The sequence below is a fragment of the Paenibacillus sp. EC2-1 genome (genome assembly GCF_049311625.1).
Taxonomy (GTDB): domain Bacteria; phylum Bacillota; class Bacilli; order Paenibacillales; family Paenibacillaceae; genus Paenibacillus_AQ.
The window spans coordinates 5,295,685-5,319,269 of sequence record NZ_CP186006.1; the positions used below are offsets into that span (position 1 = coordinate 5,295,685).

Below are 23,585 nucleotides of genomic sequence, written 5' to 3' on the forward strand. Positions count from 1 at the left end.
AAGACTTAATTTTTATAAAAACCAAACCTTAAATAACAAAAAGCATAAAATACCCTTTGGCAACTGGCTGACATCGTCTTTTAGACCTTAGTCCCTGTAGCTTTGCGTCCCTACGTTTCCATAGGTTTGCCTATTAAGTTTTACAACACATTAAAAACAGTAACATAGTATTATATTTTTCGTCATGAATCGTTGGGACTATATCTAAATTAAGGTAATTAAGATTATTTATTATGTATAAATTAGCTAATTTCGTTACTTATATCCTATATACAAACAACCAATTTCGATTCTCTTGAACATATAAATCTTTTAAGAGACCAGACCAGGACATTTGGGGTTTGGGGGTTTTTTTCACTAAATTAAGAAATCTATGATGAACTAGTTCATCGGTCCTGAGGCTTATTAGGCACCTCATAAAAAATAAACAGTCTATCTACATCGGAGAGTCAATGTAGATAGACTGGGTGTTCGGACATTTAAAATGATGAGCGTTAAATTTTTTTAACAAATTCAGATTTTAATTTCATCGCTCCAAATCCGTCGATTTTGCAATCAATATCATGATCGCCCTCAACCAATCGGATATTTTTTACTTTAGTACCGATCTTTAAGACCGAGGAACTTCCTTTAACTTTGAGATCCTTAATAATGGTCACTGAATCCCCATCACTCAGTACATTTCCATTCGCGTCTTTAATAACTTTAGCATCTTCATCTGTTTCGTTGTCTGATTCCGGATTCCATTCGTAAGCACATTCCGGGCATATTAATAAATTCCCATCCTCATATGTGTATTCCGAGTTACATTTAGGACAATTAGGCAAATTAGACATGTTATTATTTTCTCCATTCCTTGTTGATCATGATATGTTACCATTCTGCCATAGTGCTTATCTATTAACAATCTCATTCCCAACTTGTCCAATTAAAGGATAAGTAAAGATTCTATGGACACACTATATCCAAGTGATTCTTAATCCTTCCTCAACACAGCTAGGTTTATACACGCACTATTGTGCTATACTCTTTTATGACACCTTTAGGTGTCATTTAATTTAGTGGAGGTATCAATTATGGAAACACAGAATATACCGGAAATTCGCAAAACCGTTGTACTTCAGGCTCCTATTGAAAAAGTATGGAAAGCCGTTGCAACGTCTGAAGGCATGGCTGCTTGGTGGATGCCGAGTACGTTTGAACCTACAGTTGGATTTGAATTCACATTACATGCGGGCCAATTTGGAGACTCACCTTGTAAGGTAAAGGATATTGATCCTCCCTATCGCGTTGGATTCAACTGGGGTAAGGACTGGCATCTTGCTTTTGAATTAAAAGAACTTGAAGGCGGGAAAACCGAGTTTACACTTATTCACTCAGGTTGGGATGCTGAGAAGGTTACCGAATTCGGACAGCCTCATGCTGTCATTCGTGAAGTGATGAACGGCGGATGGGAGAACATTGTGAACAAAAGCCTTGTTCATTATGTAGAGGCTTAGGCAATTGGGAGCTACTGCTGCACAGCATGATGTCTATCAAGCCATTGCCGATCCTACCCGCCGTAGGTTATTAAAATTACTAGCGAATCAAGAAATGCCCATAGCAGCGATGACGGCATGTTTTCCGATCAGCCGCACAGCTGTAAATAAACACCTGAAAGTGCTCTCTGATGCAGGCCTTGTAAGCAGTCAAAAGGTTGGACGGGAAACAAGGTATACCCTGCAGCCAGAGCCACTCGACGAAATCAAGCAGTGGCTCACATTCTTTGATTCATATTGGGACGAGAAGCTGCTTGCTCTTCAGCAATTCGTAGAGTCTAATCACGAAGAATAATTAGCATGATGTTAGAAGTCTCCAGAGATGACCTTTTATTAAAAGGTCATCTCTGGAGCTTTTTTGTATAACAAACTGCTTCATTCTGCATATTTGCCCTTACCAAAGATAAATTTATCCCACTATTTATGACAAAAAACAAAATATTACATTCAAGGGAATAGGCTATAAAAATGTGCATTTTACTTTGAAAAGTGCCTATGTATTCGTTTTCTTGATTGTTAGCCGGATTTTACACGGATGCGCAAGCTGGGATAGGTTTAGCTTAATGGACAAAAATGTAAGGAGAGTAAAGACAGAGAGAAAAGGAGTGAGTTGCCATGCAGTACTTGTTTTACGGAATCGCAGGCGTGTTTCTTACCTTCCAAGTGCTATATACGATAATCCCCCTGATCTGCAGCAAAGTGAAGCGGCTTGATCCAGAACTTGCGGAGAGATCGATATCTGTACTTGTCCCCGCCTATAACGAAGAACTTACGATCAAGAACTGCATCGATGCGATTGCAGGTGTGCAGTATAGCAACTACGAAATGCTGATCATCAACGACGGCTCGAAGGATGACACGATGGGCAGATTAAATGAACTGCTGGAGTTAAGGCCCGTTCACAGGAAACCAGACCATAAGCTTACATACAAGTCAGTCCGAGGACTATACCAATCCCTTTCCTATCCCCATATTTTTGTTATCGATAAGCTGAATGGTGGAAAGGCAGATTCTTTAAATGCGGGTATCGATTATGCAGCCTCGGAAATCGTCATTACACTGGATGCGGATAGTATGCTGGAGACCCATTCTTTGAAATATGTAAATCAATATTTCGATAATGATGAGATTATTGCCCTTGGTGGCACAGTTAAGATTGTACAGGGAGCCGAGAAGAAGAATGGCACGATCATAGAAACATTTCGTGGAAAAGGAATTATTAAGAGCCAAATCATCAATTACACTCATGGCTTCTATGTTCGCAAATTAACACAGTCCTTCTTTAATTCCATTGTTGTTATTTCAGGTGCATTCGGTGCTTTTCACAAAGATGTCCTGATGCAAGTGAATGGTTTTCGCAGTACGGTGGGTGAAGATATTGACATTACCCTTAAAATTCATGAATACATAAAAGCGAATCAGTTGAAAAAGAAGCTCGTGTTTGCGCCGGAGGCGGTATGTTACACCGAATGTCCGGAGAATTTAACGAACTTCTATAAGCAGCGAATAAGATGGCAAAAAGCATTTGTTGATTGTATCCTGATCTACTGGTCTAGATTATCCCAGCGATTTAGTGTGGGTGTTAGTTTGTTCTTCGCCATCGACGGTTTCATGCTGGGAACACTAGCCGCATTCTCCACGCTCTTCTACATCGGGCAAACCATTCTAAGTGGCAAAAACATTATCGAAGCACTGATCTTCCTGCTTATTATCATTGTCATCAATGGCGCACAGTTCATCGTTTCCTTTTACTTATGCAAAAAATACGGGAGTAATTATACCCTGTGGGATTATGTGAAGATGCTCTTCTTCAGCCAATTCGAATTACTGACCTACCGAAATCTTCTTCTCTACATCAATATAGTGGGTACTTTCAAGTATTTTGATAACGATGAAGGCTGGGGGTTCGTTGAACGTAAAGGCGTTGCAGCGATTAGCCAGAACATGGCGGCTGGAACGAACACATGAAGGAGGAGGAGATTACAATGAATACCGTTATTCCTAATAAAAGAATTTTGTACGTAGATATCCTGAGGATTCTATCTATCATCGCTGTCATTATATTGCACTTTACAGCGGAACTTCTAGTTAGCTCCAATCAATTCAACACACCTTCATGGTGGCTTAGCAATCTATTTAACTCGATATCGCGTTTTGCTGTTCCTGTATTCTTCATGATCAGTGGCGCGATGATTCTACGAACCGAGGTTCATTCCTATCGTCAGTTCTACAAAAAGAGAATTATACCGCTGCTAATTCCGCTTGTGAGCTGGTCCATCATTTACGGTCTGTATAACCAGTATTATATTTTAAAGAGCCAGATGAACGTCTACGAATTCATTGTCGATTTTGGCTATCGTCTACTTACCGACACGAACTATATTCATCTATGGTTCTTGTATGCCATTATTGCAATCTACATGACGGTTCCTCTAATCAACAAATTTATCAAGACCTGCACTGAAAGAGACCTTAGATATTACTTACTCCTGTGGTTCATCGTGAGTGTAGCTTATCGATTCGTCTCAGACACTGCATTTCGAGTAACGGATCAATACATAAGCATTCCCATCATGAACATCCCATTCTTTATGGGCTACCTCGGCTACTTTATTCTCGGATACTATCTGTTTCATTACGAGCTACCCGCTAAGACCAAGAATATTATCTATAACCTTGGCATACTCTCCTTCTTCCTAACACCTATAGCGACCTACATCGTTTCGCTTCGAACCGGAGTGCTCGATGAGATGTTCTACGGTAACTATTCAATTACGACCTTCTTTATGGCTGCCGGTTTGTTTGTCTTTTTCAAGGATAAAGAAGAAGCGATGAATGAAAGAACGAATCATAAAATTCAAAAACTAATTGGCTCCATGGCAAAGGCCAGCTTCAGCATTTACCTCATTCATCTAATGGTCGAAATTATGTTCTCTAGCAAAACGACAGTGGATGCAACACTTCTTGAGGCCTCCATTAGCCTCATTATGAATATTGCTATCATATTCTGTGTTAGCTACATCACCGTCAAAATGCTGAACTTAAGCAAATCGATAACTTACCTGTTATTCGGAGGTCGAGGCTAATATGAGAATAAGCATGTATACCAAAGCCATCATTGTTGTACTACTCGCAGGTATGGGTCTCCACTTCTATCAGACAACAAGTGCTGACGACCGTAAAATCACATCGGTTTATGTGGAGGCGTGGAAGGATTACAAAGACATTAAACTATCAGAGAAGAATGTAGACATTGCCTTTATAGCATTTGCTAAAATCAAGGGAACTGATCTGTATTTTCACGAAGATGCGGCGGAGAACAGCCGAATTATGGACAATATCAAGAAGCTAAAAGAACATAATCCGAAGACCAAGATGGTACTCGCTGTAGGAGGCTATGGCGTGGATGGTTTCTCTGATGCTTCGATGGATGGCAGCCGTTATCTGTTCACAGAGAGCATCATCAACATGGTGAAAGAGCTCGACCTAGATGGCATAGATATCGACTGGGAGTACCCAGCATTTGATGCTTGGAAGACACAGAAAGCACGCCCGGAAGATACGAAGAACTTCACAAATTTGATGAAGGAATTACGAGAAAAGCTGTACCGTCTCCCCCATAAGAACAATAGAAAGTATTTACTCACTTTCGCTTCAGGCACCCAGGATTGGTATTTTAAGAGCGTCGAGGTGAAAAAGGTTGAGAAATACGTTGATTACATCAACATCATGAGCTACGACTTAACCGGAAGATGGTCGGATACCACCGGTTTCAACTCCAATCTATTCATCGATAGCAAACACAAATCCCAGCATAGTATCGACCAGATCATTAACATGTACCTTGATCATGATATAAATAGTGAAAAGCTGCTATTAGGCGTCCCTGCATACTCTTACGGATGGACAGATGTGAAGAGCAGCACAGACGGCACATTCACAACTGGAAAGCCGATTGATATTGATAAGGTGGATCTCAGCTATAAGAACATCGTAAAGAAATATTTGAACAAAAATGGCTATAAACGCTACTATGACGAAAATGCAAAAACGGCCTACTTGTATAACGGCGATACATTCATCAGCTATGAGGATAAAGAGGCACTCAAAGCAAAGGTCAAGTATATTCATGACAAGAATCTTGCGGGTGCAATGGTCTGGCAGTATGCTCAGGATGCGGAGGATGGGATTATCCAGTTTCTCGCAGATAACCTGAACAAATAATGATGAAGTAAATGACCAGACAAGCTCAACCTTGTCTGGTCATTTTAGCATGTTCATCTACTTTGTCATTTGGATAGATACTTGATAACCCCTTCAACGATTGCTGCTGAGGACTGCGCCTGAAATTCCGGTGTTTGAATTCGTTGTTCGTCTTCTTTATTTGAAATAAAACCGAGTTCCAGTAATACAGATGGTCTCGTGTTTTCCCGTAAGACATGATAGTCGCCAAAAGATATACCTCTATCCCTCGTATCACTAATATGCTTAAATAGCTGCTTCTGCATTATTTTCGCCACCGAACGATTCTCTTTCTTGTTATAGTAAGTCGTTATCCCGAATACATCACTTGTTTCGTAAGCATCAAAATGAAGGCTAATAAAAAGATCAGCGGCCTGTTCCTCAGCAATGTCTACACGTTCGGATAGTTTTAGAAACTCATCGCCGTCACGCGTTAAGATGACTTCTGCCCCCTCTTTTTCAAGCATATCTTCTATGTTTTTGGCGGTTTGAAGAGCAATATCTTTCTCTAATAATCCACCTTGTCCTGTTGCACCGATATCTTTCCCTCCATGACCTGGATCCAGAACAATTGTTTTGCCTGATAAGGGAAGCTTATCGACTGATTCAACATGGTTAAGTATTATAGGATTAGACTCCTTTATACTTGCATCTTTCGCCTCAACGCTGAATAGCAAGCTGACTGACACCATCACCACGATGACTGCAATTGAAACGAGTACTGTCTTTTTCATGATTCTGTTTCTCTCCTTTTAACTCAAGATCTGTCTCTATCTTTGAATCTAGCGATATTGTAATAGAGGCAGATCGAGATAAAGTGGAGCAGAAATAAAGATAAGATAAAGATTGGATAGACACAAAAAAACCACTTTCCATAACGTTAGACAATCACGTTATGAAAGTGGTTAATGAAGCAATATCTACCTATGTTTTGCTCAAGTAGAAGTAGAAAAGCACCCCATCCTCCGTATTCGTTACACCGTAGGAAGCACCGTGAAGCTCCAATATATTTTTGGATATAGCGAGTCCTAGACCCGTTCCACCTTGTGCACGGTAGCGTGCCGTATCCCCACGATAGAAGCGATCCCACACTTTATCCAGTTGTTCTGCTGGGATGTGGGCCCCTTTATTTTCAATAGAAACCTTAATGCGGCATCCTTCATTCATAACTGAAATAAAGATGTGTTCATGCTCGGAAGTATAGGAAATGGCATTAACTAAGAAATTAGTGATGACTTGTTCGATCCGATGTTGATTGCCCATCACTTCTATAGCCTCAAGATCAGTATGGAGTTGAAGCTGCTTATGACGGATCTGAACCGATAATTGTTGGCAAATCTGCTCAATTACTTTGTCGATGTAGAACGCATCCATCTTCATTTTATACGTTCCAGACTCGAATTTCGCAAGCTCGAGCATGTCCACAATTAGCAGATCCATCCGATCAACCTCCTGCTCCATCGCTTGGAAGTAATGCTCCCTTTTATGATTCGCAACGCCATCCTTCAGAATGGAGATACAACTCTTCATGACACTAAGCGGTGTTTTTAACTCATGAGATACGCCAGAAATAAATTCTTTTCTTGTGCTCTCTAATTGCTTTTCCTTCTCGATGTCCCGCTGCAACTGTTCGATATAGGAATGTAGCGTTTGAGAAAGCGAATTGATACTTAGTGCTAGGTCCCCAATCTCATCATTGGATCTCACCTGAATACTCTCCGAAAAATCTAAACTTGCAATCCGTTTAGTCGTCTTATTGATCTGCAGCAAAGGTCTAGCGATCTTTCTTGAATAATACAATGCAGCCAACACGACTAGTAGCATTACAAGTGCAATTATATACACATAGTAATCTTTAAGCATTCGAACAGCTTCGTCAACGGGCTGGAAAGAAGTTAATGAGAAGATATAACTGGTCTCCCCATTCTGGTCTTTCAACGGCTCTATTAAGAGTTTATACTTCACATCATTTTGCTTAAAATCGTAGATTTGCAACGTATCGAGACGTTGGTTCTGTATGCCCTCAAATACTAATGTCGCTTGAAACTCCTTGATCCTCTCCATAAACAAGCTGTTCATATAAATTAACCCAGAGGCAGCATTTCCACTCGGCACTTGAAGCTTGGTGATCCGTCCTGATAGGTAGTTCTCGGGAATTCGTATGATATCTCTAGAATTTGTATACTCAAATTTTAATTTCAAATCGGACTCTAACATTTTTTTGTCTATGATTTCATTCTCTAAAAGATACGCGCCATTTTCCACCTGCCACAATCGGTAAGGAATTAATGCTGCCCCTACCTTTAAGCTAGAGATGAACACACGGCTATCGATTGATAGGCTTGCTTTCAATTCATCCAGAGTCATGCTCAAGTCCTCATCCAGCTTCACCATGTTATACAGGGGAACCGTAATCGTTGTTCCCGAGAATTCGCCATGCTCAGCTGAATCATCAAACTTCACTTCTACATAAAAGTCATTTACATTCTTTAAATATCCTTGGCTATCCAAGACTGTAATCCACGAATTATTCTGCCTATAAAATTCTTGCTCCAACTTTTGCATATCTGCTCTATTTCCAGCATTGTTTAAGTAATTCTGCTTAAAAGCTTGGATATTGGTTTGAATATCGTTTATTTTTCTATTCTCATAATATTGTTTGAAGAAAATCGTTTGTCCTATATAAATGACTGCTAACATAAACAGGCATAATACTGTCGTCAAAATAAATAATTTAAATACAATACTTATTCGCATCCGCATAGGTTAGCCTCACTCAAATTTATATCCTGTTCTAACGATGGTTACGATCATTTTAGATTTATCACCGAGCTTATTCCGTATATTACGGATATGAGTATTCACAGTTCGATCATCCCCTTCGTATTCATAACCCCATATTTTTGTTATAAGCTGTTCTCTCGTCACCACAAGGCCTCTGTTCTGCATCAAGTACGACAAAATTTGAAATTCCGTATAGGTGAGGTATATATTCTCTCCATCTACAGTCAGCGTTCGTGAAGGGATGTGAATACATACCCCATTAGCTGTTAACGTATCGCTAGATCGGATCGCATCCGATTGTCGTTCTTCCCGATGTCTGCTATCCAGTAGGCGTCTCGCTCTGGCGAGTAAAACAGGTGGACTATACGGTTTTGTCACATAATCATCTGCCCCAAGCTCAAATCCTAGCAGTGTATCATCTTCATCTACTCTTGCAGTCAACATAATGATCGGTACATTTGATGTTTTGCGAATTCGCCTGCATATAGACCACCCATCGAGCTCCGGCAACATGATATCAAGGATGATTAAATGGATGTCACGGTTCTCAAATATAGTTAATGCCTCTTTCCCTGTTGCCGCTTCTAATACTTTATAGCCCTCACTCAATAGATAATCTTTAATTATTTCACGTAAAATCTCCTCATCTTCTACAACTAAAATAGTTTTGTCCATTGAATTACTCCTAATCTAGATTTGAAACAACACGGCATGCAATATCTATGATATATGCTTACCTTTTAACAACTTTTTATGATGAACCATCCTAACACGGATAGATAAAGATAATGTAAAGAAAAAAGAGCCTATCACAAGTTCAACTCGAACTCATGATAGGCTCTCATATGGTTTACAGGAATTCAATATCCTCTGGGCCCCAATAGGCTTTCATATCTACGATCTTACCCGCTTCATTAAATGTCATGACATCGGTACAATGAATGCGTACTTTCTTTCCTTCCATCTCCACGTAAATCATAAAGGCAATCGCTGCTGCATTCCCATGCGAACCGCGAATGGGAGCAGCAAGCTCCAACTTCTCTACACTAGCTACACTACTTTGATAAAAAGGAGCAATCGCAGATTTCCCCTCTAAAACTTGGCCCCCGCCAACAGGGTCCTCAACTCTTGCATCATCTGCAAAAAGAGAAATTACAGCATCATGGTCCTTGTTATTGAAGCCATCTAAGTATTGCTGTAAGGCTTCTTTCATCGCTGACTGTGACATCATCCGCCTTCACCTCTCGTTTTCTGAGTATTCTAGTTGTTAAACAACTATCTATGATTATAAACAATTGGTTAGTAACAAGGGGGATAATTACTCCTTCGTTTCATTGCTTATCATTTTCTGTTCGGCCGTATCCCAGCGCCACTGCGGATAATTCCCTTGCAGATGCACCCCACCATACCATGCATCAATCCCTTGCTTCGTGATCCAGTCCTCTTCCTTATCTGCCACCCTACTTCCGAAGTCAGTTAAACGGACTACTGCATTATGAAATGAATTGGATGATTGCCCGTAATCGGGAAATGCATGTGATCCCTCGAATTCAAGTAATGGGTACGGGTCTTGAGACATCCGTCTTAGAATATACCAATATTCTAAATCACCCATGCCTAAATTGTTAAGCCGGTCTCCTACCTGCTTGAACAACATCTTCGGCGTTTGTATTCCAGCTCGAACTGCCTCGAGCGTTGTCTGCTCCACGATGCCTAACCCGTTCTGTGTCGAAGGGAACCGTGCCAAATGGCACTGAAATGCAGCATGTGCATACGGCAACACGGACGTATCCGTGTCAAGCAGTTGCTGCAGCAATTCTGGACTCTTTGATGTATAAGCCTCCCAGAACGCTCTTCCTAATCTCAGCTCTTCTTCTCCAATCGATTTCCAGGTCCCTGATAACGTCTGCATCTGTTCCACGGAGAGTTGCCCGAGTCCGCGAAACAGCTCTATTCCCGGATACTCACCAATCGATAATAAGCTCAGCTTCGTATCTGACAACGACTGCTCAGAGAACCAGTGAAGTAAATGGCACAGCATCGTCTGATCGAACAGATCATGTTTGAACCATAATACTATTTCCTCATATTTTTGAAAATCGGCCAGCACCTGCTCCTGCTGCTCACATCCCTGTATAAATTCTGCGCGCGGAATTCCCATCGTCTGTTCTAAATACTCCGCTCGTACTGCACGATGCCCTCGTTCATCAGCGTTAACAAACACAGGACCATGTGGATAGACTTCCCTCCATACGAGGATTTCCCCTTGTACAACACCTTGCCGCAGCTTATCTGCCACCGAATCCCCATTTACAATATGCAGCACGCCTTCTCCTCCTTCCATCAGATAGCTATATACGAAAGATCAAATCGGCTACGGGGAGAGCACCCATTTAGTCTTTTTCGAATCCATAATCCCGCTCGACTTTACACACTCTCGTCTTATAGCTGAGATACCAGTCAGATCTACCTTGTCTTTGAGCAACTAAATGCCGTTCATTCTGCTTCCATTGTTGAATAGCCTCGAGAGATTCCCAATATGAAACCGTAATACCTACACCTTCTCTCGCACTTTCTACGCCAAGAAATCCGGGCTGGGCGGAAGCAAGCTTCACCATTTCATCGGCCATTTCCCCATACTCGTTATCTACATCTGTTCGTTCTGACGTAAAAATCACAGCATAGTATGGGGGCTTGGGCGTTGCAGCAATTTTACTCATGACTGTACCTCCGTTGTCTCGTTTTATCTATCTTTAATTACTATGATGTAGAGCCTGAAGTGCATCCTCTGTGTTACTCATAAAGAACACCTGCTTGCCGTTATTACACTCATAGATGAAATCCTTCAAGCTCTTACTGGTATATCCTTCAAAATCTCCAACAATTGCAAGCTTCACTCTGTAATTCACATACTTCTGTAGAATCTCGCCTGCAAGCCTCGTTTTTAGCTCGAAGAAGTCTTCGGTGACGTTCGATTTATTAATTAGTATTTTGAAGCATTCATGGTTGTATTGAACAGAAGCCATCAAATCCATAGCGTCTTGAACATCTTGTATAATCATATCTGAGCTTTCTACAATTGCGACCTTGGAGTTACCTTGTTGATCAACAAATATCTTCATCTTCAACCTCACCCTCGATAAGTAAGATACGATCCTTTAATCCAACCATTCTAACATACTCATTCTAATCCCTGCTTTACCAACAACCTTTTATAGGTGTTAGAATAAGAGCCATACGGATACTAAAGGAGAACAATCACAACATGGAAAATACGAATTGGAAACATGGCGCATACGGTCGTAAATTCATAGCTTCATTTAGCGGAGGAAAAGATAGCGTTCTCGCTCTCTATAAAGCCATGCAAGATGGGGAAGCTATTGGGCTCATTGTGATGCTTGAAGAGGAAGGGAAACGCTCTAGATCCCACGGCATGCCTCCTGCGCTTATCCAAGCACAGGCTGATTCTATAGGTCTGCCGGTATATACAGCCGCGGCGAGCTGGGCACAATACGAAGAAGTGTTCATGAAGCTGTTAGAACAAGGAAAGCATCAAGGCGCGGAAGTGTTAGTGACCGGAGATCTCGATATGCCTGCCCATGGCTGCTGGCATGACAAGGTTACGAAGAATGCTGGATTAGGGCTTGGGATGCCACTATGGGAGATGGATCATAAAGAAGCGGTTTTGGAGTTTATCCATCTTGGATTTAAGACCATCGTAGTTACAGTAAACCTATCTTTAGGGATGCGAGAAGACGATTTAGGTCGGGTATTAACCCTTGACTACATCCAAGAGCTTGAAACTCGTGGGATTGACCCATGCGGCGAAGGCGGAGAATTTCATACGACTGTTTTAGATGGTCCTCTCTTCAAAAACCCGATTTCTGTCCGTAAATGTGAGATATGGAGACAGGATGAGTATGCCTTTTTGCCACTTGAGCTAGAATAATACAATATACATTCTTAACTCAGAATATGTACGTGGTAATAAGAAGAAGCTATGAAACAGCTTAAGGAGGATTCGAGAAATGTCCGATATCCATTCAGGAACTGCTTCTCAATCAGAGAGTGATCGTACACTATCTGAAGAAGCAGTTCATGCCATTGAGAATTTATCCGGTGTTCACCCTGGATACCGCCGCGCGCATGCCAAAGGCATATGTGCTCACGCTGTCTTCCACCCAAGCGGCCTTGCCGCAGCCTTCACTACGGCACCCCAATTCCAAGAGCAGGAGGTTTCGGCCATTGTCCGTTTCTCAGGCAGTTCGACTGATCCTGCCATGGCAGATCTTCTATCACCCGCTAAAGGAATGGCTGTTCAGTTCTCCCTACCAGGCGGTGGCATCTCCAATCTGGTTGGTGTTACCGTACCTGTCTTCTTCGCCCGTACCCCGGAATCTTTTGTAGATATGATCCGCACGGTACATCAAGCGCAAGAAGGAGACTTAGGCCCGATCGATCTCATTCAGGAGATGATCAGCCACTTCTCTGAGAGCAAGGAAAGCCTGATGGCTGTGAAACACCTGAAGCCGCCTGCAAGCTATGCGACTTGTCATTATTACTGCATACATGCTTATTTCTTGGTGGATTCACAAGGGAACAAGCGTCCCGTAAAGTTTGAATGGATACCGGATGAAGGCATTCATACGTTATCCTTGAAGGAGGTATCGCAGCAGACTGAGCGGTATTTGGAGGACGAGCTTCAAATTCGACTTCAGCGTTATCCTGCCGTCTTCCAGCTTTCTGCGATTCTCGGTGAGGAAGATGACCCGACTGATGATCCTACACAATCCTGGCCGGATGACAGGCAGCGTATTAATCTTGGTCGTCTCTACATCAGTGAGATTATCCAGGAGCCGCAGGATCTCGTCATGGACCCAACCGTGATATCCTCTGGCATGGCGTTAACAGATGACCCTATTCTTCGTTTTCGAAGTACCGTGTACTCCGAGTCTTATCACAGACGAAGCCAAGAGACTAAGTCTCCTTGAAGCTCTGGAGATTCAAGGTAGAGATAGCTGCCTAAGCTTTATATCAGCGAAGCTCTGTACATGCTGGCGTCATTTCCTGCTGGAAACGAGTCCGAGCAACAATCTCGTCCATGAAGCATTGTAACGTACTTGTTACATATGAATCTTTTCGATGAATAAAAATGGTCGTGATTTCATGGTAAGGTTCAGGTAACTCGTGGCAGAACACGATACCATTGTCAACAAGGTCAGAAATGGATGACTCCGGAAAAATGGTGATTCCAATTCCAGCGGCTACACTACCAATAATGGTTCCGAACGTTCCAAACTCCATGATCTGTTTAGGGATAATCCCTTCGGCTTTCATCCAGCTTTCCAACCGATCACGATATCCACAGCCTTTATTGTATAGCAATAAAGGCCTTTTCGTTATTTCCTCCATGGAGAAGGTCTTATCTTTGGTGACGAGCACCAGCTTTTCTTGAATAACCTCAACCTGTTCAATGAATGGATGTCTGATCGGGCCTGTCACAAAGGCTCCATCGAGCTTCATATCTATTACCTGCTGCATCAGAAGCTCGGTCACACCCGCTTTTAAAGATAATTCAACATTTGGGTACTTTTGAATATAAGAGGACAGTATTGCTGGGAGAGCATTCACCGTCTCTACCACACCAATCTCCAGCACGCCGGAGGGGTTCGAATGGTCTTGAAATGTGCGTTTCAGCTCCTCCATGCCCGATAAAATCTCTCTAGATTGTTCAAGAAGCCGCTTGCCTTCCGGGTTTAGAATCATTCCTCGTTTATGCCGATAGAACAACGGAGTCTGGAGCTCTTTCTCAAGCAGCTTAATTCTAGCTGTCACATTAGACTGAACATAATTAAGTTCGATGGCTGCTTTACTTACACTTCCATGTGTAGCCACAGCGTGAAAAACTTTTAAATCATTAAACTCCATATCTCCCTCACCTCTGCTCTTTGAATCGTAATCATATACGCAAGGTATCATTATAAATGATCATAAACTTTATTTTCAATCATTTTACTAAAGTCTTTCACCCTCCTATGATGAATGATACAGACAAACAAAGAGAGGGTAGGGAGAGACACTACATGCATAAGAAACAGATCATCATCGGCTCCATACTATGCCTGATCGCAAGTATGTCATGGGGGGCTATGTTCCCTGTTGCACATATCGCGCTACAGCAGATTGATCCATTCTATTTTTCGTTTATTCGTTATTTCGTTGTTGCTATTATCCTTAGCGTGATGCTGTGGCTCAAAGAGGGAAGATCGGCATTTCGTCTTGAGGGACGCGGCAAGACATTGTTGTTCTTAGGCACGATGGCATTTACGGTCTATAATATGTGCATCTTCTTCGGACAGCAGCTTATGGGCGAAGCAGGTGCCGTCGCCGCGTCCATTATGGAGTCTCTGATGCCGATGATCTCTATTATGATCTTGTGGATCACAACCAAGAAATCACCGAATACATATATGCTTAGAAGTGTAGCTATCGCATTTGTCGGTGCTATACTCGTGATCACCAATGGGAAACTCACCTTCTTTACGATGGCTGGACAACATCTTGTTCCTTTATTGCTGATATTTGTGGGTGTATTGGGATGGGTTGTCTATTCCATGGGGGGAACCCATTTCGAGAGTTGGTCGATCCTGCGTTACTCTACGCTGACTTGCTTACTAGGAACCGCGGTATCCTTCGTCATTGTTACACTTGGCTCCGCTTTTGATGTGATTCCTGTTCCAACATGGACGACGATCCTCTCGATTAAATACGAAATGGCATTTATGATTCTACTGCCAGGGCTTGCTGCCTTACTCTGCTGGAATCAAGGAATCAAATGGCTAACGCCGGTAAACGGCATATTATTCATTAACTTTGTTCCTATTACGACCTTCGTTCTTATGTCTTTTCAAGGTTACCAGATTAGCAGTTTTGAATTTTATGGGACATTGCTCATCATCTTTGCCCTTATACGGAATCATGCATACCAGCGAAAAAAAACAATCGTTAATGAGCCCAAAGCTTATGCAGGTGCTCCGGAGCACTTAGCTCCCCAAGGAAAATAAACGAATATAAAAAGGGCCACGAAGGCCCTTTTTATATTGTCATTAATGAAGTTAACACGTAGTATGCAGACTGCTGATGTTTCTTTTATCAGGTACCGCAATACGTGCGGTAAGGACGCGGCGATTCAGGCGGTACTGCCGCGTATTCCTCCTGCTCAGGCGAATAGGCATAGGGATTGGCAAGAACGCTGAGGAGCCGCTCCATGACACTGAAGTCACCTTGCTGCTCCGCTGCTTCAAGTGCCTCTTCTACCCGATGATTCCGCGGGATTACCGCAGGATTGCTACTGCGCATCAACTCCCGAGACTCCGTCTCCGATTCCTCCTGCCGGCCAAGTCTCTCCTGCCACTGTGTGTACCAAGAATCGAATTCGGTCGTACCAGATAAAGCAGCAATCTCTGGTTGATTAAGTGTTAATGCTCGGAATGTGTTCGTGTAGTCCGCTCCGTGCTTTTGCATCATCCCAAGAAGGCTCTTGATCAGCGCTTCATCCTGTTCCTCTTCATGAAAGATCCCCAGCTTCGCCCGCATTCCTGCCAGCCAGTGATTGTAATACAACTCCGTAAATGATGCGAGTGCATCCTCGGCCAGCTTGATTGCCTCATCCTCGTCTTCATGGATTAGTGGTAATAAAGCTTCCGCCAACCTAGCTAGATTCCACGCCGCAATATATGGCTGATTGCTATAGGCATAGCGCCCTTGAGAGTCAATCGAGCTGAATACGGTGGACGGATTAAATGTATCCATAAATGCACAGGGGCCGTAATCAATGCTCTCACCACTGAGGGTCATATTATCCGTATTCATGACTCCGTGAACAAAACCAACAAGCTGCCACTTCGCAATCAGATCCGCTTGGCGCTTGATGACCTCTTGCAATAAGACAAGATAGCGATTCCCATCCGTACCACGATCCGCATCTGGATAATGTCTTTGAAGAGTATAGTCCGCTAAAATTCGGAGATCCTCCGTTGTTCCTGCACCCCTAGCATATTGAAATGTGCCGACACGAAGATGACTTGATGCCACACGAGTTAGAATCGCGCCAGGCAGGTCCCTCTCACGAGTAACAGGCTGTCCCGTAGCTACTACTGCTAAGCTGCGGGTCGTAGGAATGCCTAGCGCATGCATAGATTCGCTGATAATATACTCACGCAGCATCGGTCCAATAGCTGCTCGTCCATCGCCTCCACGGGAATATGGAGTTCGGCCTGCTCCCTTAAGCTGTATGTCCACTCGCTTACCCTGCGGTGTGATCTGCTCACCCAGCAGAATGGCACGACCATCGCCCAGCATGGTGAAATGTCCGAACTGGTGCCCAGCATAGGCCTGTGCGAGTGGCAACGCCCCCGGTGGAATCTCATTGCCAGCGAACACGGCTGCTCCCTCGTCACTTTGAAGTGCCTCTATATTTAGTCCTAGCGCTTCAGCGAGTGGCACATTGAATGCAATGATTTGAGGAGCACGAACAGGTGCAGGGTCCTGTTTGGTGTACATGAGGTCCGGCAGTTCTGAATAACTGTTATCGAAGTTCCATCCTATATCTATTGTATGTGTTTGATCCGTCACGTTGGTCTCCTTCTTTCTAGCATTGTAATTAATTCGTATTATCTATTCTCTATATAACCACAAGTTAGGCTCTATTAGGGTTTGACTTACAAAAATTTATTATGCTAGGAAGAAGAAAATCGCCGCCTTAGGATACTCCCAAAGCAGCGATTTCATCTAACATAACATACTATGCTCTAATCCCGATTCGCCAGCTTCGCAAGCAAACGGATAATTTCAATATATAACCATACGAGTGTAACCAAAAGACCGAAGGAGCCATACCACTCCATGTATTTCGGTGCCCCATCACGTGCCCCTTCTTCAATGAAGTTGAAGTCGAGTATGAAATTCAAGGCTGCGATAATGATGATAACCACCGAGATTCCGATCCCAATTGGCGTGCTGTCATGCAGGTAAGGCACAGCCACGCCGAACATGCCTAGGACAAAGCTGAGCAGATACACAAGCATAATGCCTAATGTAGCGGTAATTATTCCTTTTTTGAAGCCAGCACTCGCTTTGATCAAGCCGAACTTGTACGCAAGCAGCATACCGAGGAATATACTCATCGTCAGCAGTGCAGCCTGCAAGGTAATGCCATAGTATAAATCCTCATAATTAGCAGATAAAGCCCCAAGCAGTAGGCCTTCTACAACAGCGTAGATTGGCGCTAGAAACGGCGCCGACCTTGGTACAAAACTGATAATAAGTGCAAGAATCAGACCCGCAATGGCTCCACCGATAATGAATGGAAATACGTCATACCCTTCAAAAAACATAACCCATGATATAATCGCTGCCCCGATTAGCAGTGCCAACAGCATGAACGATTTATTAACCGTCCCGCCAATGGTCATGGTCTCTTGATCACCATACTGCCTACTCTTCTCAAATGTATCCTCATTCAGTGTTGGATTTCCGCTACGACCGAACAAATAAATGCCTCCCCTATCGTTTTTACTTCTAGTGTATCATGGACTGGGATATTTTAGGACTCAGAAAAATAATGCTTCACATACGGTCACGAGCCAGATAAAAAAAGTGGCTCCACAAGTGATAATTCCAGAAAAATGAATGACCATCACTTTATAATCACTTTGTTTAGCTTGGCGAATCCCCAAAAAATCACAATGGTGAATGATATATATAAACACACTTGCATAAACCAATCCTGCTGTAATAGACGCGCCAATCGGTAAACTCATGACATATCTGGGATTTCCACTCGTCTCAAGACTAAGTATAAACCCGAATTCCTTTGATAGCAGAAAAGTCAGTACAATGATCAGAAACAGAAGGAACGGTATACTAAAGGGATGTTCTCTACTATCGATCCATCGCAGAAAAGACCGCATTTTCGGGCTTTTGGGTAGAATATCGGTCTCAGCGTCTTCCTCGGTATTACTTTTCATAATATAAAGAAATCCATATAAAATCATGCCGATGAGTATACTGGGTCGCAGCAGACTAAGCGCCATACCAAAATCAAAAATAGAGATGACTGCGAATATAATAATGAGCAACACAAACAGTTTACTCCCCAACTCTGTTCGTTCTTTCCACATCCTATCTATGAATGCCCTATTATCTCTGTGCTCCTCTGAGTCTGTGGTGATTTCCTGAATAGCTTGAATCTTGCTATGGTGAATGATGAAAAAAGCCACGCTCATTAAACTTAATCCCACAATTAAATACACCCATGCTTCCTCCGGATAGACAATCCATGAATCATACGTTTCAATGACCCAAAGACCATCCATGACAATGATCATGATCGCTAGAATCAAAATGTACGGAGCTGATTTATAGATTATGGTTTCTCATCTCCTTGTTAGCGGCATTGATTAAGAGCAGTTCTTCATTCATCTTTGCCATACTCAGGCTCATTCTACGCTATAAGAAAGTTCACCGCTCTCTTTTCGGGTAAATAATAAGTACCTAAATTAGAAAGATCTTTAAGTACAATTAAAGAGAGGAGCATGTGTATGAAACAGGCAATGATTATTATTAACCCCTCGTCCGGCAAAGAAGAGGCACTGAATTACATAAAAAGCATACACCAAATATTAGGTGAGCAGGGATATGAGGTCACGGTAAATGAGACGAAAAAGGAAGGGGACGCAACCCGTTATTGTATCACTGCATGCGAACAGCGTTATGACCTCGTTGTTTCCATCGGCGGTGATGGTACACTTCATGAGACGATTAATGGACTCATCGATCAAGACTACCGTCCGAAACTAGGGATCGTCCCTCTCGGGACGGTCAATGATTTTGCGAGAGCACTACATATTCCGCTAGACCCTAACGAAGCTATCCGTACCCTAACTTCCAATCGCGTCAAAAAAGTGGATACGGGCTGCGTAAATGACCGACTATTCCTCAACGTCATTGCCGCAGGCTCCATCGCAGAAACGTTATCTACCGTATCATCAGAGGATAAATCTAAATTTGGTGCCTTTGCTTACCTTAAGGAAGGTATTAAAGAACTGATGAACAATCCGGTCCATCCTCTATCGATTCAGTATGATGACAAGACGTGGGAAGGAGAATCCCGCCTATTCCTCGCTGCACTGACCAATTCAGTTGGAGGGTTCGAGAAGCTCGTACCCCATGCTGCCGTTGACGATGGTCTGATCCACTGCTTTATTATTAAGAATCTAAATATATTCAGCACCCTTTCGGCAAGTATGTCCTTACTGCTAGGCAGTCTAAAAGACCACAACGATGTCGTATATTTCACAGCTAAACAGGTTCATGTCAGCTCATCAGAAACCGTCAGGACCAATGTTGATGGAGAGGAAGGCCCTGTACTCCCGATCGAACTTAATATTATCCCTCGTCATATCGAAGTGATTGTGCCCGAGGAACAATAATTCTGCATTTCAAATAAAGAGATGCGCAGATCGATTTTATTTTTAGGAGGGAACATGAAGAAACAACGGGTCGTGTTATCAGTTTGTCTACTGTTGCTAGTAACTGGATGTAACAGCACTGAGCTTGAAATAGATCGACTCACGAATGAGAATGTAGGATTGCAAAATAGAATATCTGACTTAGAAGATCAAAGAGCTTACTTAGAGGACAGCTTGTATCAAGCAGCTAAGGGCTTATCACCCGATGATCTTTATTTTGCTGCCAAACAATATATGAAAGAAGATCAGGAAAAAGCTGCGGCCTACCTCCAAGTGCTACTTGACAAGTTCCCTGACTATGAAAAAACGGAAGAAGCCAAGGATCTGTTTCTAAAAAAAGGACTCTCCATTCCCGGAGAGCCCTAATTTTCGCTTTAAATCATATTCATTTCTTCGCATCCAGCTTCAAAAGTGCAGGATTATCCACAAAAGTCGCTGTATTAAAGAGCATCAGCACATCTTCTATCCCATTCTCAGCCATATACTTACTAATACTACCGTTATAATAACGCATATCGATCACATGAATTTCGGGCACATGGAGCGTCAGGAACGGGATTACGCTATGCGCATACGAGTCTTTAATGACTAGCAGCTTCTCTTGCTTAACCACTGCAGGATCAAGCTTGCTTGTAAACTTCATAAGCGCATGAACCCCGCCTAGGAAGTAGGAGTACTTATCTTTTTTCTCCAAAAAGCTTTCATCGTACATGCTCGTAAACGTCTTATCTGTATCTGCGATATACATCTCGGTTGATACCGGCACTTTCGGCTTGTAGACCTCAATGGTATCTGGCTTTACACCGCTAAACTGACTCCGCGTATGATAGCTTCCGAGAAACGAATTGCTCACGGTCTGAATGTCAAAATCCTTCTTGGACAAGGGCTTCCATCCCATCTGCTCGGCATAGGCTACATATGCTAAGTAAGCACCACTTGTCGTCCAGTGATGGTCCGTCCGGTAATAGATCGGCTCAGACGCATGAGGACTAAGAAACGTAAATCCATTCAGGAAAGACACGCTATCCTGCATAACATCTGCGATATATTCATTCACCTTCAATTGAGGATAATTCGGAGCAAGCCATGGTAAACGGTCTGGGTATAACCCTACTGATGTCGGTGCAAGCATCAGCGTCGTATGTGCCTCGGAATGGCTATCTGCAAACTTCTTGATAGCCTCCGCATACTGCTTTACCTTTGAATAATCCGGCTCGGTGAATTTTTCAAATAAATAACCTTCGCTTCCCTTATAAATCCCGTTATTCTCTTGCTGCAGACGTAGCTGCTCAATAGAGGATTTCACTGCTAACCATTCAGAGCGAAACGGAAATTGATCGGTTACGAAGCTCTCCGCGTCATCTGCAAACTTCTTCGACATCAGATTGTCCCATGTCAGTTTCGGAGCGCTCTGAAGCACCCGATTTTCCAATTCCGAGAATCGTTCCTTCGGCAGAATGAGAAAGGCTATGAACATGAGAAACAGCGCTAGTATAAAGCCTACCACCAATATCCGATCTGCCTTTTGCTTCATGGTCTTCTGGCCTCCTCTACTTAGAATCGGAAATATAGAAATGGATTAAATGTTGCATCTACTAAGTAGGCTACGGACAGGAAGAATAGCAAGCCATATCCGATCAGAGAGAACAGATGCCGAGACTCATGCTTCAAGAGAGGCTTCCTTGGTATCGATGCAATGACTAATACGATAAGCAAGATTGCGTTGGTATACACAAAATATAAAGTGCTGCTGTCCAGCAAAGGCTGATGGTTAAGTCCGATCATTGCTTGCAAGTAGCTCAGCACTCTCGACAGCTCTTCAAATGCAAAGAGCACCCATCCAATAAGAATCAATAAAATAGCATATAAATGTCTTACGAAGCGCGGTAAGCGGCTAAGAAGACGAAGTCCCCACCATTTTTCGATGATGAGAATGACACCAAAGTACAGCCCCCACAGCATGAAGTTCCAGCTTGCCCCATGCCAAATTCCTGTCAATATCCAGACCACTAGAATATTGCGAATTTGAATCCCAAGCCCTCTTCGATTACCACCTAAAGGGATGTAGACATAATCACGGAACCAGCTACTTAGGGATATATGCCATCTACGCCAGAAGTCTGTGATGCTCTGTGCGATATAGGGCTTATTGAAGTTCTCATTGAACTCGAACCCGAACATAAGGCCGAGACCGATAGCCATATCCGAATAACCGCTGAAATCGAAATAAATCTGGAATGCAAATGCAATAATGCCAAGCCAAGCTGTTAATACAGGCATCGTTCCAATATCCGAATTTGATATCGTATCCCAGAGAAGGCCGATATTGTTAGCAAGCAGCACCTTTTTCGCCAGTCCAATCGTAAAGCGACGGACCCCCTGAGCAAATTTCTCCGTATTCATCGAACGCTTGCGTAGCTGCTCTGCAATCGAATTGTATTGAATGATAGGCCCTGCAACCAATTGCGGAAAGAGAGCTACGAACGTACCGAAATCGATCCAATTTCGCTGCGCTTTAGCGGTTCCCCGGTAAACGTCAATGATGTAAGACATCGATTGGAACGTATAGAAAGATATCCCGATTGGTAGAGGCAAATCCGTGAGTGGAATATTCGTACCCAGCAGTTCATTTACATTCCCAATGAGAAAATCTGCATATTTAAAATAAGATAATAACCCCAAATTGACGACCACAGAGCTGACGACAATCCATTTTCGCTGAACAGCACTTAGCCCCGGCCTACTAAGTAGAAGGCCGAAGCTATAATCCGTGATGGTGGAGATGAGCATGATTACAATGTATACAGGCTCTCCCCACGCATAGAATATGAGGCTGCTTAGGAATAAGATTAGATTCTTAATTCGCCATGGCGAAATGTAATACAGCGCAAGGACCAAAGGCAAAAATACGAATAGGAATAACAGGCTGCTGAATAGCATGGGTGATTATTTTTGTTCAAAGAAACGTTCGAATGACTTCACAAATGCATCAGCCTGATCAGAAATAACGAATAGCACGTAGTTGCCTTTGGTAACAATTTTATAGTTCTTGGCATTTTCGTATTGGTCCGGAAGATACTGTTCGAATGACTTCTGTACGTCTGCTGCACGTTTTTTGACAGCTTCCTCAACATCACTAATATCCTTTGCATCCTTAACCTTCAAGATGGCAAGTTCGTTAGACTTCACATTCATCATCGGAATTCGTACAGAGTATTCCTCAAGCAATCCAAGGTCTACATGGTATTGCTGCTTCACGCCGTCTGCATCAAGCTCCATTAAATTAGGTTGCTCAATGTCTGCAAGCATCTTATCAACCATTTCTTTTACAGATACAGTAGGTTCAATCGGTTCTTCTGCCTTATTGCCGTTACTGTTATCGCCGTTACTGGAACATGCGCTAAGCGCCAGGGTAAGCAGAATGGCTAACATAAGAACAAAGGGTTTTTTCTTCATGGTGTATACGCTCCTCGAATAGTTATAGTTATTT

Annotated in this window: 25 protein-coding genes and 1 riboswitch; of the genes, 10 read left to right on the forward strand and 15 right to left on the reverse strand. The window is 42.8% G+C overall.

Annotated features, from left to right (window positions below; translation table 11 throughout):
• Positions 1-55 precede the first annotated feature (55 nt).
• Positions 56-141, reverse strand: a riboswitch (cyclic di-GMP riboswitch).
• A 353-nt stretch (positions 142-494) separates the two neighbouring features.
• A complete protein-coding gene (locus ACK8P5_RS24805; protein WP_422658836.1) occupies positions 495-836 on the reverse strand; it encodes a zinc ribbon domain-containing protein YjdM in 342 nt (113 codons plus the stop codon).
• A gap of 240 nt (positions 837-1,076) precedes the next feature.
• Between ACK8P5_RS24805 and ACK8P5_RS24810 the strand changes: the two genes are divergently transcribed.
• The 5 genes from ACK8P5_RS24810 to ACK8P5_RS24830 all read left to right on the forward strand — a co-directional run bounded on the left by ACK8P5_RS24810 (position 1,077) and on the right by ACK8P5_RS24830 (position 5,762).
• Positions 1,077-1,499: an SRPBCC family protein gene (locus ACK8P5_RS24810; protein ID WP_422658837.1), complete on the forward strand. Its 423-nt coding sequence runs from the start codon at positions 1,077-1,079 to the stop codon at positions 1,497-1,499.
• 4 nt (positions 1,500-1,503) lie between these two features.
• Positions 1,504-1,833: an ArsR/SmtB family transcription factor gene (locus ACK8P5_RS24815; protein WP_422658838.1), complete on the forward strand. Its 330-nt coding sequence runs from the start codon at positions 1,504-1,506 to the stop codon at positions 1,831-1,833.
• A 320-nt stretch (positions 1,834-2,153) separates the two neighbouring features.
• Entirely contained in the window at positions 2,154-3,506 is a 1,353-nt protein-coding gene (locus ACK8P5_RS24820) for a glycosyltransferase (protein WP_422658839.1), read from the forward strand.
• A 17-nt stretch (positions 3,507-3,523) separates the two neighbouring features.
• Complete coding sequence (locus ACK8P5_RS24825; protein WP_422658840.1) at positions 3,524-4,624, forward strand: acyltransferase; 1,101 nt, start codon at positions 3,524-3,526, stop codon at positions 4,622-4,624.
• A gap of 1 nt (position 4,625) precedes the next feature.
• The gene (locus ACK8P5_RS24830; RefSeq protein WP_422658841.1) at positions 4,626-5,762 is read left to right on the forward strand and encodes a glycoside hydrolase family 18 protein; all 1,137 of its coding nucleotides are present in this window, start codon (positions 4,626-4,628) and stop codon (positions 5,760-5,762) included.
• Between the two features lie 65 nt (positions 5,763-5,827).
• On the opposite strand, the gene ACK8P5_RS24835 is transcribed toward ACK8P5_RS24830, so the two are convergent.
• The 7 genes from ACK8P5_RS24835 to ACK8P5_RS24865 all read right to left on the reverse strand — a co-directional run bounded on the left by ACK8P5_RS24835 (position 5,828) and on the right by ACK8P5_RS24865 (position 11,686).
• Positions 5,828-6,514, reverse strand: a complete 687-nt coding sequence (locus ACK8P5_RS24835) for an N-acetylmuramoyl-L-alanine amidase family protein (RefSeq protein ID WP_422658842.1) — start codon at positions 6,512-6,514, stop codon at positions 5,828-5,830.
• 190 nt (positions 6,515-6,704) lie between these two features.
• Positions 6,705-8,537 carry a sensor histidine kinase gene (locus ACK8P5_RS24840; protein ID WP_422661579.1) on the reverse strand — a complete coding sequence of 611 codons (1,833 nt, stop codon included), beginning with the start codon at positions 8,535-8,537 and terminating at the stop codon, positions 6,705-6,707.
• Between the two features lie 15 nt (positions 8,538-8,552).
• On the reverse strand, positions 8,553-9,239 hold the full coding sequence (locus ACK8P5_RS24845) for a response regulator transcription factor (protein ID WP_422658843.1): 687 nt from the start codon (positions 9,237-9,239) through the stop codon (positions 8,553-8,555).
• A 175-nt stretch (positions 9,240-9,414) separates the two neighbouring features.
• Positions 9,415-9,795, reverse strand: a complete 381-nt coding sequence (locus ACK8P5_RS24850; protein ID WP_422658844.1) for a steroid Delta-isomerase — start codon at positions 9,793-9,795, stop codon at positions 9,415-9,417.
• A gap of 87 nt (positions 9,796-9,882) precedes the next feature.
• Positions 9,883-10,890 carry a DUF1835 domain-containing protein gene (locus ACK8P5_RS24855; protein ID WP_422658845.1) on the reverse strand — a complete coding sequence of 336 codons (1,008 nt, stop codon included), beginning with the start codon at positions 10,888-10,890 and terminating at the stop codon, positions 9,883-9,885.
• Positions 10,891-10,957: 67 nt separating this feature from the next.
• Positions 10,958-11,284, reverse strand: coding sequence for an antibiotic biosynthesis monooxygenase family protein (locus tag ACK8P5_RS24860; protein WP_422658846.1), 327 nt, complete (start codon positions 11,282-11,284; stop codon positions 10,958-10,960).
• Positions 11,285-11,317: 33 nt separating this feature from the next.
• Positions 11,318-11,686, reverse strand: coding sequence for a DUF4180 domain-containing protein (locus tag ACK8P5_RS24865; RefSeq protein WP_422658847.1), 369 nt, complete (start codon positions 11,684-11,686; stop codon positions 11,318-11,320).
• 143 nt (positions 11,687-11,829) lie between these two features.
• Between ACK8P5_RS24865 and ACK8P5_RS24870 the strand changes: the two genes are divergently transcribed.
• Together ACK8P5_RS24870 and ACK8P5_RS24875 are read left to right on the forward strand one after the other, a co-directional pair.
• Positions 11,830-12,513, forward strand: coding sequence for a diphthine--ammonia ligase (locus tag ACK8P5_RS24870; protein ID WP_422658848.1), 684 nt, complete (start codon positions 11,830-11,832; stop codon positions 12,511-12,513).
• 79 nt (positions 12,514-12,592) lie between these two features.
• The gene (locus ACK8P5_RS24875; protein WP_422658849.1) at positions 12,593-13,555 is read left to right on the forward strand and encodes a catalase family peroxidase; all 963 of its coding nucleotides are present in this window, start codon (positions 12,593-12,595) and stop codon (positions 13,553-13,555) included.
• Positions 13,556-13,598: 43 nt separating this feature from the next.
• Here ACK8P5_RS24875 and ACK8P5_RS24880 read toward each other — a convergent pair whose 3' ends face one another.
• Entirely contained in the window at positions 13,599-14,492 is an 894-nt protein-coding gene (locus ACK8P5_RS24880) for a LysR family transcriptional regulator (protein ID WP_422658850.1), read from the reverse strand.
• A gap of 155 nt (positions 14,493-14,647) precedes the next feature.
• Between ACK8P5_RS24880 and ACK8P5_RS24885 the strand changes: the two genes are divergently transcribed.
• Complete coding sequence (locus ACK8P5_RS24885; protein WP_422658851.1) at positions 14,648-15,628, forward strand: DMT family transporter; 981 nt, start codon at positions 14,648-14,650, stop codon at positions 15,626-15,628.
• An 88-nt stretch (positions 15,629-15,716) separates the two neighbouring features.
• On the opposite strand, the gene ACK8P5_RS24890 is transcribed toward ACK8P5_RS24885, so the two are convergent.
• The 3 genes from ACK8P5_RS24890 to ACK8P5_RS24900 all read right to left on the reverse strand — a co-directional run bounded on the left by ACK8P5_RS24890 (position 15,717) and on the right by ACK8P5_RS24900 (position 18,967).
• Positions 15,717-17,198, reverse strand: coding sequence for a protein adenylyltransferase SelO (locus ACK8P5_RS24890; RefSeq protein WP_422658852.1), 1,482 nt, complete (start codon positions 17,196-17,198; stop codon positions 15,717-15,719).
• A gap of 176 nt (positions 17,199-17,374) precedes the next feature.
• Positions 17,375-18,115, reverse strand: a complete 741-nt coding sequence (locus ACK8P5_RS24895) for a Bax inhibitor-1/YccA family protein (protein ID WP_422658853.1) — start codon at positions 18,113-18,115, stop codon at positions 17,375-17,377.
• Between the two features lie 60 nt (positions 18,116-18,175).
• Entirely contained in the window at positions 18,176-18,967 is a 792-nt protein-coding gene (locus tag ACK8P5_RS24900; RefSeq protein WP_422658854.1) for a hypothetical protein, read from the reverse strand.
• 198 nt (positions 18,968-19,165) lie between these two features.
• On the opposite strand from ACK8P5_RS24900, the gene ACK8P5_RS24905 reads away from it, so the two are divergent.
• Together ACK8P5_RS24905 and ACK8P5_RS24910 are read left to right on the forward strand one after the other, a co-directional pair.
• Complete coding sequence (locus tag ACK8P5_RS24905; RefSeq protein ID WP_422658855.1) at positions 19,166-20,056, forward strand: diacylglycerol/lipid kinase family protein; 891 nt, start codon at positions 19,166-19,168, stop codon at positions 20,054-20,056.
• A gap of 54 nt (positions 20,057-20,110) precedes the next feature.
• A complete protein-coding gene (locus ACK8P5_RS24910) occupies positions 20,111-20,461 on the forward strand; it encodes a hypothetical protein (protein WP_422658856.1) in 351 nt (116 codons plus the stop codon).
• Between the two features lie 19 nt (positions 20,462-20,480).
• Here the strand turns inward: ACK8P5_RS24910 and ACK8P5_RS24915 are convergent, their stop codons facing one another.
• The 3 genes from ACK8P5_RS24915 to ACK8P5_RS24925 are packed head-to-tail and all read right to left on the reverse strand — an operon-like array spanning position 20,481 to position 23,551.
• Positions 20,481-21,629 carry a DHHW family protein gene (locus tag ACK8P5_RS24915; protein ID WP_422658857.1) on the reverse strand — a complete coding sequence of 383 codons (1,149 nt, stop codon included), beginning with the start codon at positions 21,627-21,629 and terminating at the stop codon, positions 20,481-20,483.
• Between the two features lie 20 nt (positions 21,630-21,649).
• Positions 21,650-23,035, reverse strand: coding sequence for an MBOAT family O-acyltransferase (locus tag ACK8P5_RS24920; RefSeq protein WP_422658858.1), 1,386 nt, complete (start codon positions 23,033-23,035; stop codon positions 21,650-21,652).
• Positions 23,036-23,041: 6 nt separating this feature from the next.
• A complete protein-coding gene (locus ACK8P5_RS24925; RefSeq protein WP_422658859.1) occupies positions 23,042-23,551 on the reverse strand; it encodes a DUF4358 domain-containing protein in 510 nt (169 codons plus the stop codon).
• Positions 23,552-23,585 lie beyond the last annotated feature (34 nt).

Bases quoted from the DNA above. Each gene is read 5' to 3' on its own strand.
- ACK8P5_RS24805 (WP_422658836.1), bottom strand. From the start codon at position 836: ATGTCTAATTTGCCTAATTGTCCTAAATGTAACTCGGAATACACATAT.
- ACK8P5_RS24810 (WP_422658837.1), top strand. From the start codon at position 1,077: ATGGAAACACAGAATATACCGGAAATTCGCAAAACCGTTGTACTTCAG.
- ACK8P5_RS24820 (WP_422658839.1), top strand. From the start codon at position 2,154: ATGCAGTACTTGTTTTACGGAATCGCAGGCGTGTTTCTTACCTTCCAA.
- ACK8P5_RS24825 (WP_422658840.1), top strand. From the start codon at position 3,524: ATGAATACCGTTATTCCTAATAAAAGAATTTTGTACGTAGATATCCTG.
- ACK8P5_RS24830 (WP_422658841.1), top strand. From the start codon at position 4,626: ATGAGAATAAGCATGTATACCAAAGCCATCATTGTTGTACTACTCGCA.
- ACK8P5_RS24835 (WP_422658842.1), bottom strand. From the start codon at position 6,514: ATGAAAAAGACAGTACTCGTTTCAATTGCAGTCATCGTGGTGATGGTG.
- ACK8P5_RS24840 (WP_422661579.1), bottom strand. From the start codon at position 8,537: ATGCGAATAAGTATTGTATTTAAATTATTTATTTTGACGACAGTATTA.
- ACK8P5_RS24845 (WP_422658843.1), bottom strand. From the start codon at position 9,239: ATGGACAAAACTATTTTAGTTGTAGAAGATGAGGAGATTTTACGTGAA.
- ACK8P5_RS24850 (WP_422658844.1), bottom strand. From the start codon at position 9,795: ATGATGTCACAGTCAGCGATGAAAGAAGCCTTACAGCAATACTTAGAT.
- ACK8P5_RS24860 (WP_422658846.1), bottom strand. From the start codon at position 11,284: ATGAGTAAAATTGCTGCAACGCCCAAGCCCCCATACTATGCTGTGATT.
- ACK8P5_RS24865 (WP_422658847.1), bottom strand. From the start codon at position 11,686: ATGAAGATATTTGTTGATCAACAAGGTAACTCCAAGGTCGCAATTGTA.
- ACK8P5_RS24870 (WP_422658848.1), top strand. From the start codon at position 11,830: ATGGAAAATACGAATTGGAAACATGGCGCATACGGTCGTAAATTCATA.
- ACK8P5_RS24875 (WP_422658849.1), top strand. From the start codon at position 12,593: ATGTCCGATATCCATTCAGGAACTGCTTCTCAATCAGAGAGTGATCGT.
- ACK8P5_RS24880 (WP_422658850.1), bottom strand. From the start codon at position 14,492: ATGGAGTTTAATGATTTAAAAGTTTTTCACGCTGTGGCTACACATGGA.
- ACK8P5_RS24885 (WP_422658851.1), top strand. From the start codon at position 14,648: ATGCATAAGAAACAGATCATCATCGGCTCCATACTATGCCTGATCGCA.
- ACK8P5_RS24905 (WP_422658855.1), top strand. From the start codon at position 19,166: ATGAAACAGGCAATGATTATTATTAACCCCTCGTCCGGCAAAGAAGAG.
- ACK8P5_RS24910 (WP_422658856.1), top strand. From the start codon at position 20,111: ATGAAGAAACAACGGGTCGTGTTATCAGTTTGTCTACTGTTGCTAGTA.
- ACK8P5_RS24915 (WP_422658857.1), bottom strand. From the start codon at position 21,629: ATGAAGCAAAAGGCAGATCGGATATTGGTGGTAGGCTTTATACTAGCG.
- ACK8P5_RS24920 (WP_422658858.1), bottom strand. From the start codon at position 23,035: ATGCTATTCAGCAGCCTGTTATTCCTATTCGTATTTTTGCCTTTGGTC.
- ACK8P5_RS24925 (WP_422658859.1), bottom strand. From the start codon at position 23,551: ATGAAGAAAAAACCCTTTGTTCTTATGTTAGCCATTCTGCTTACCCTG.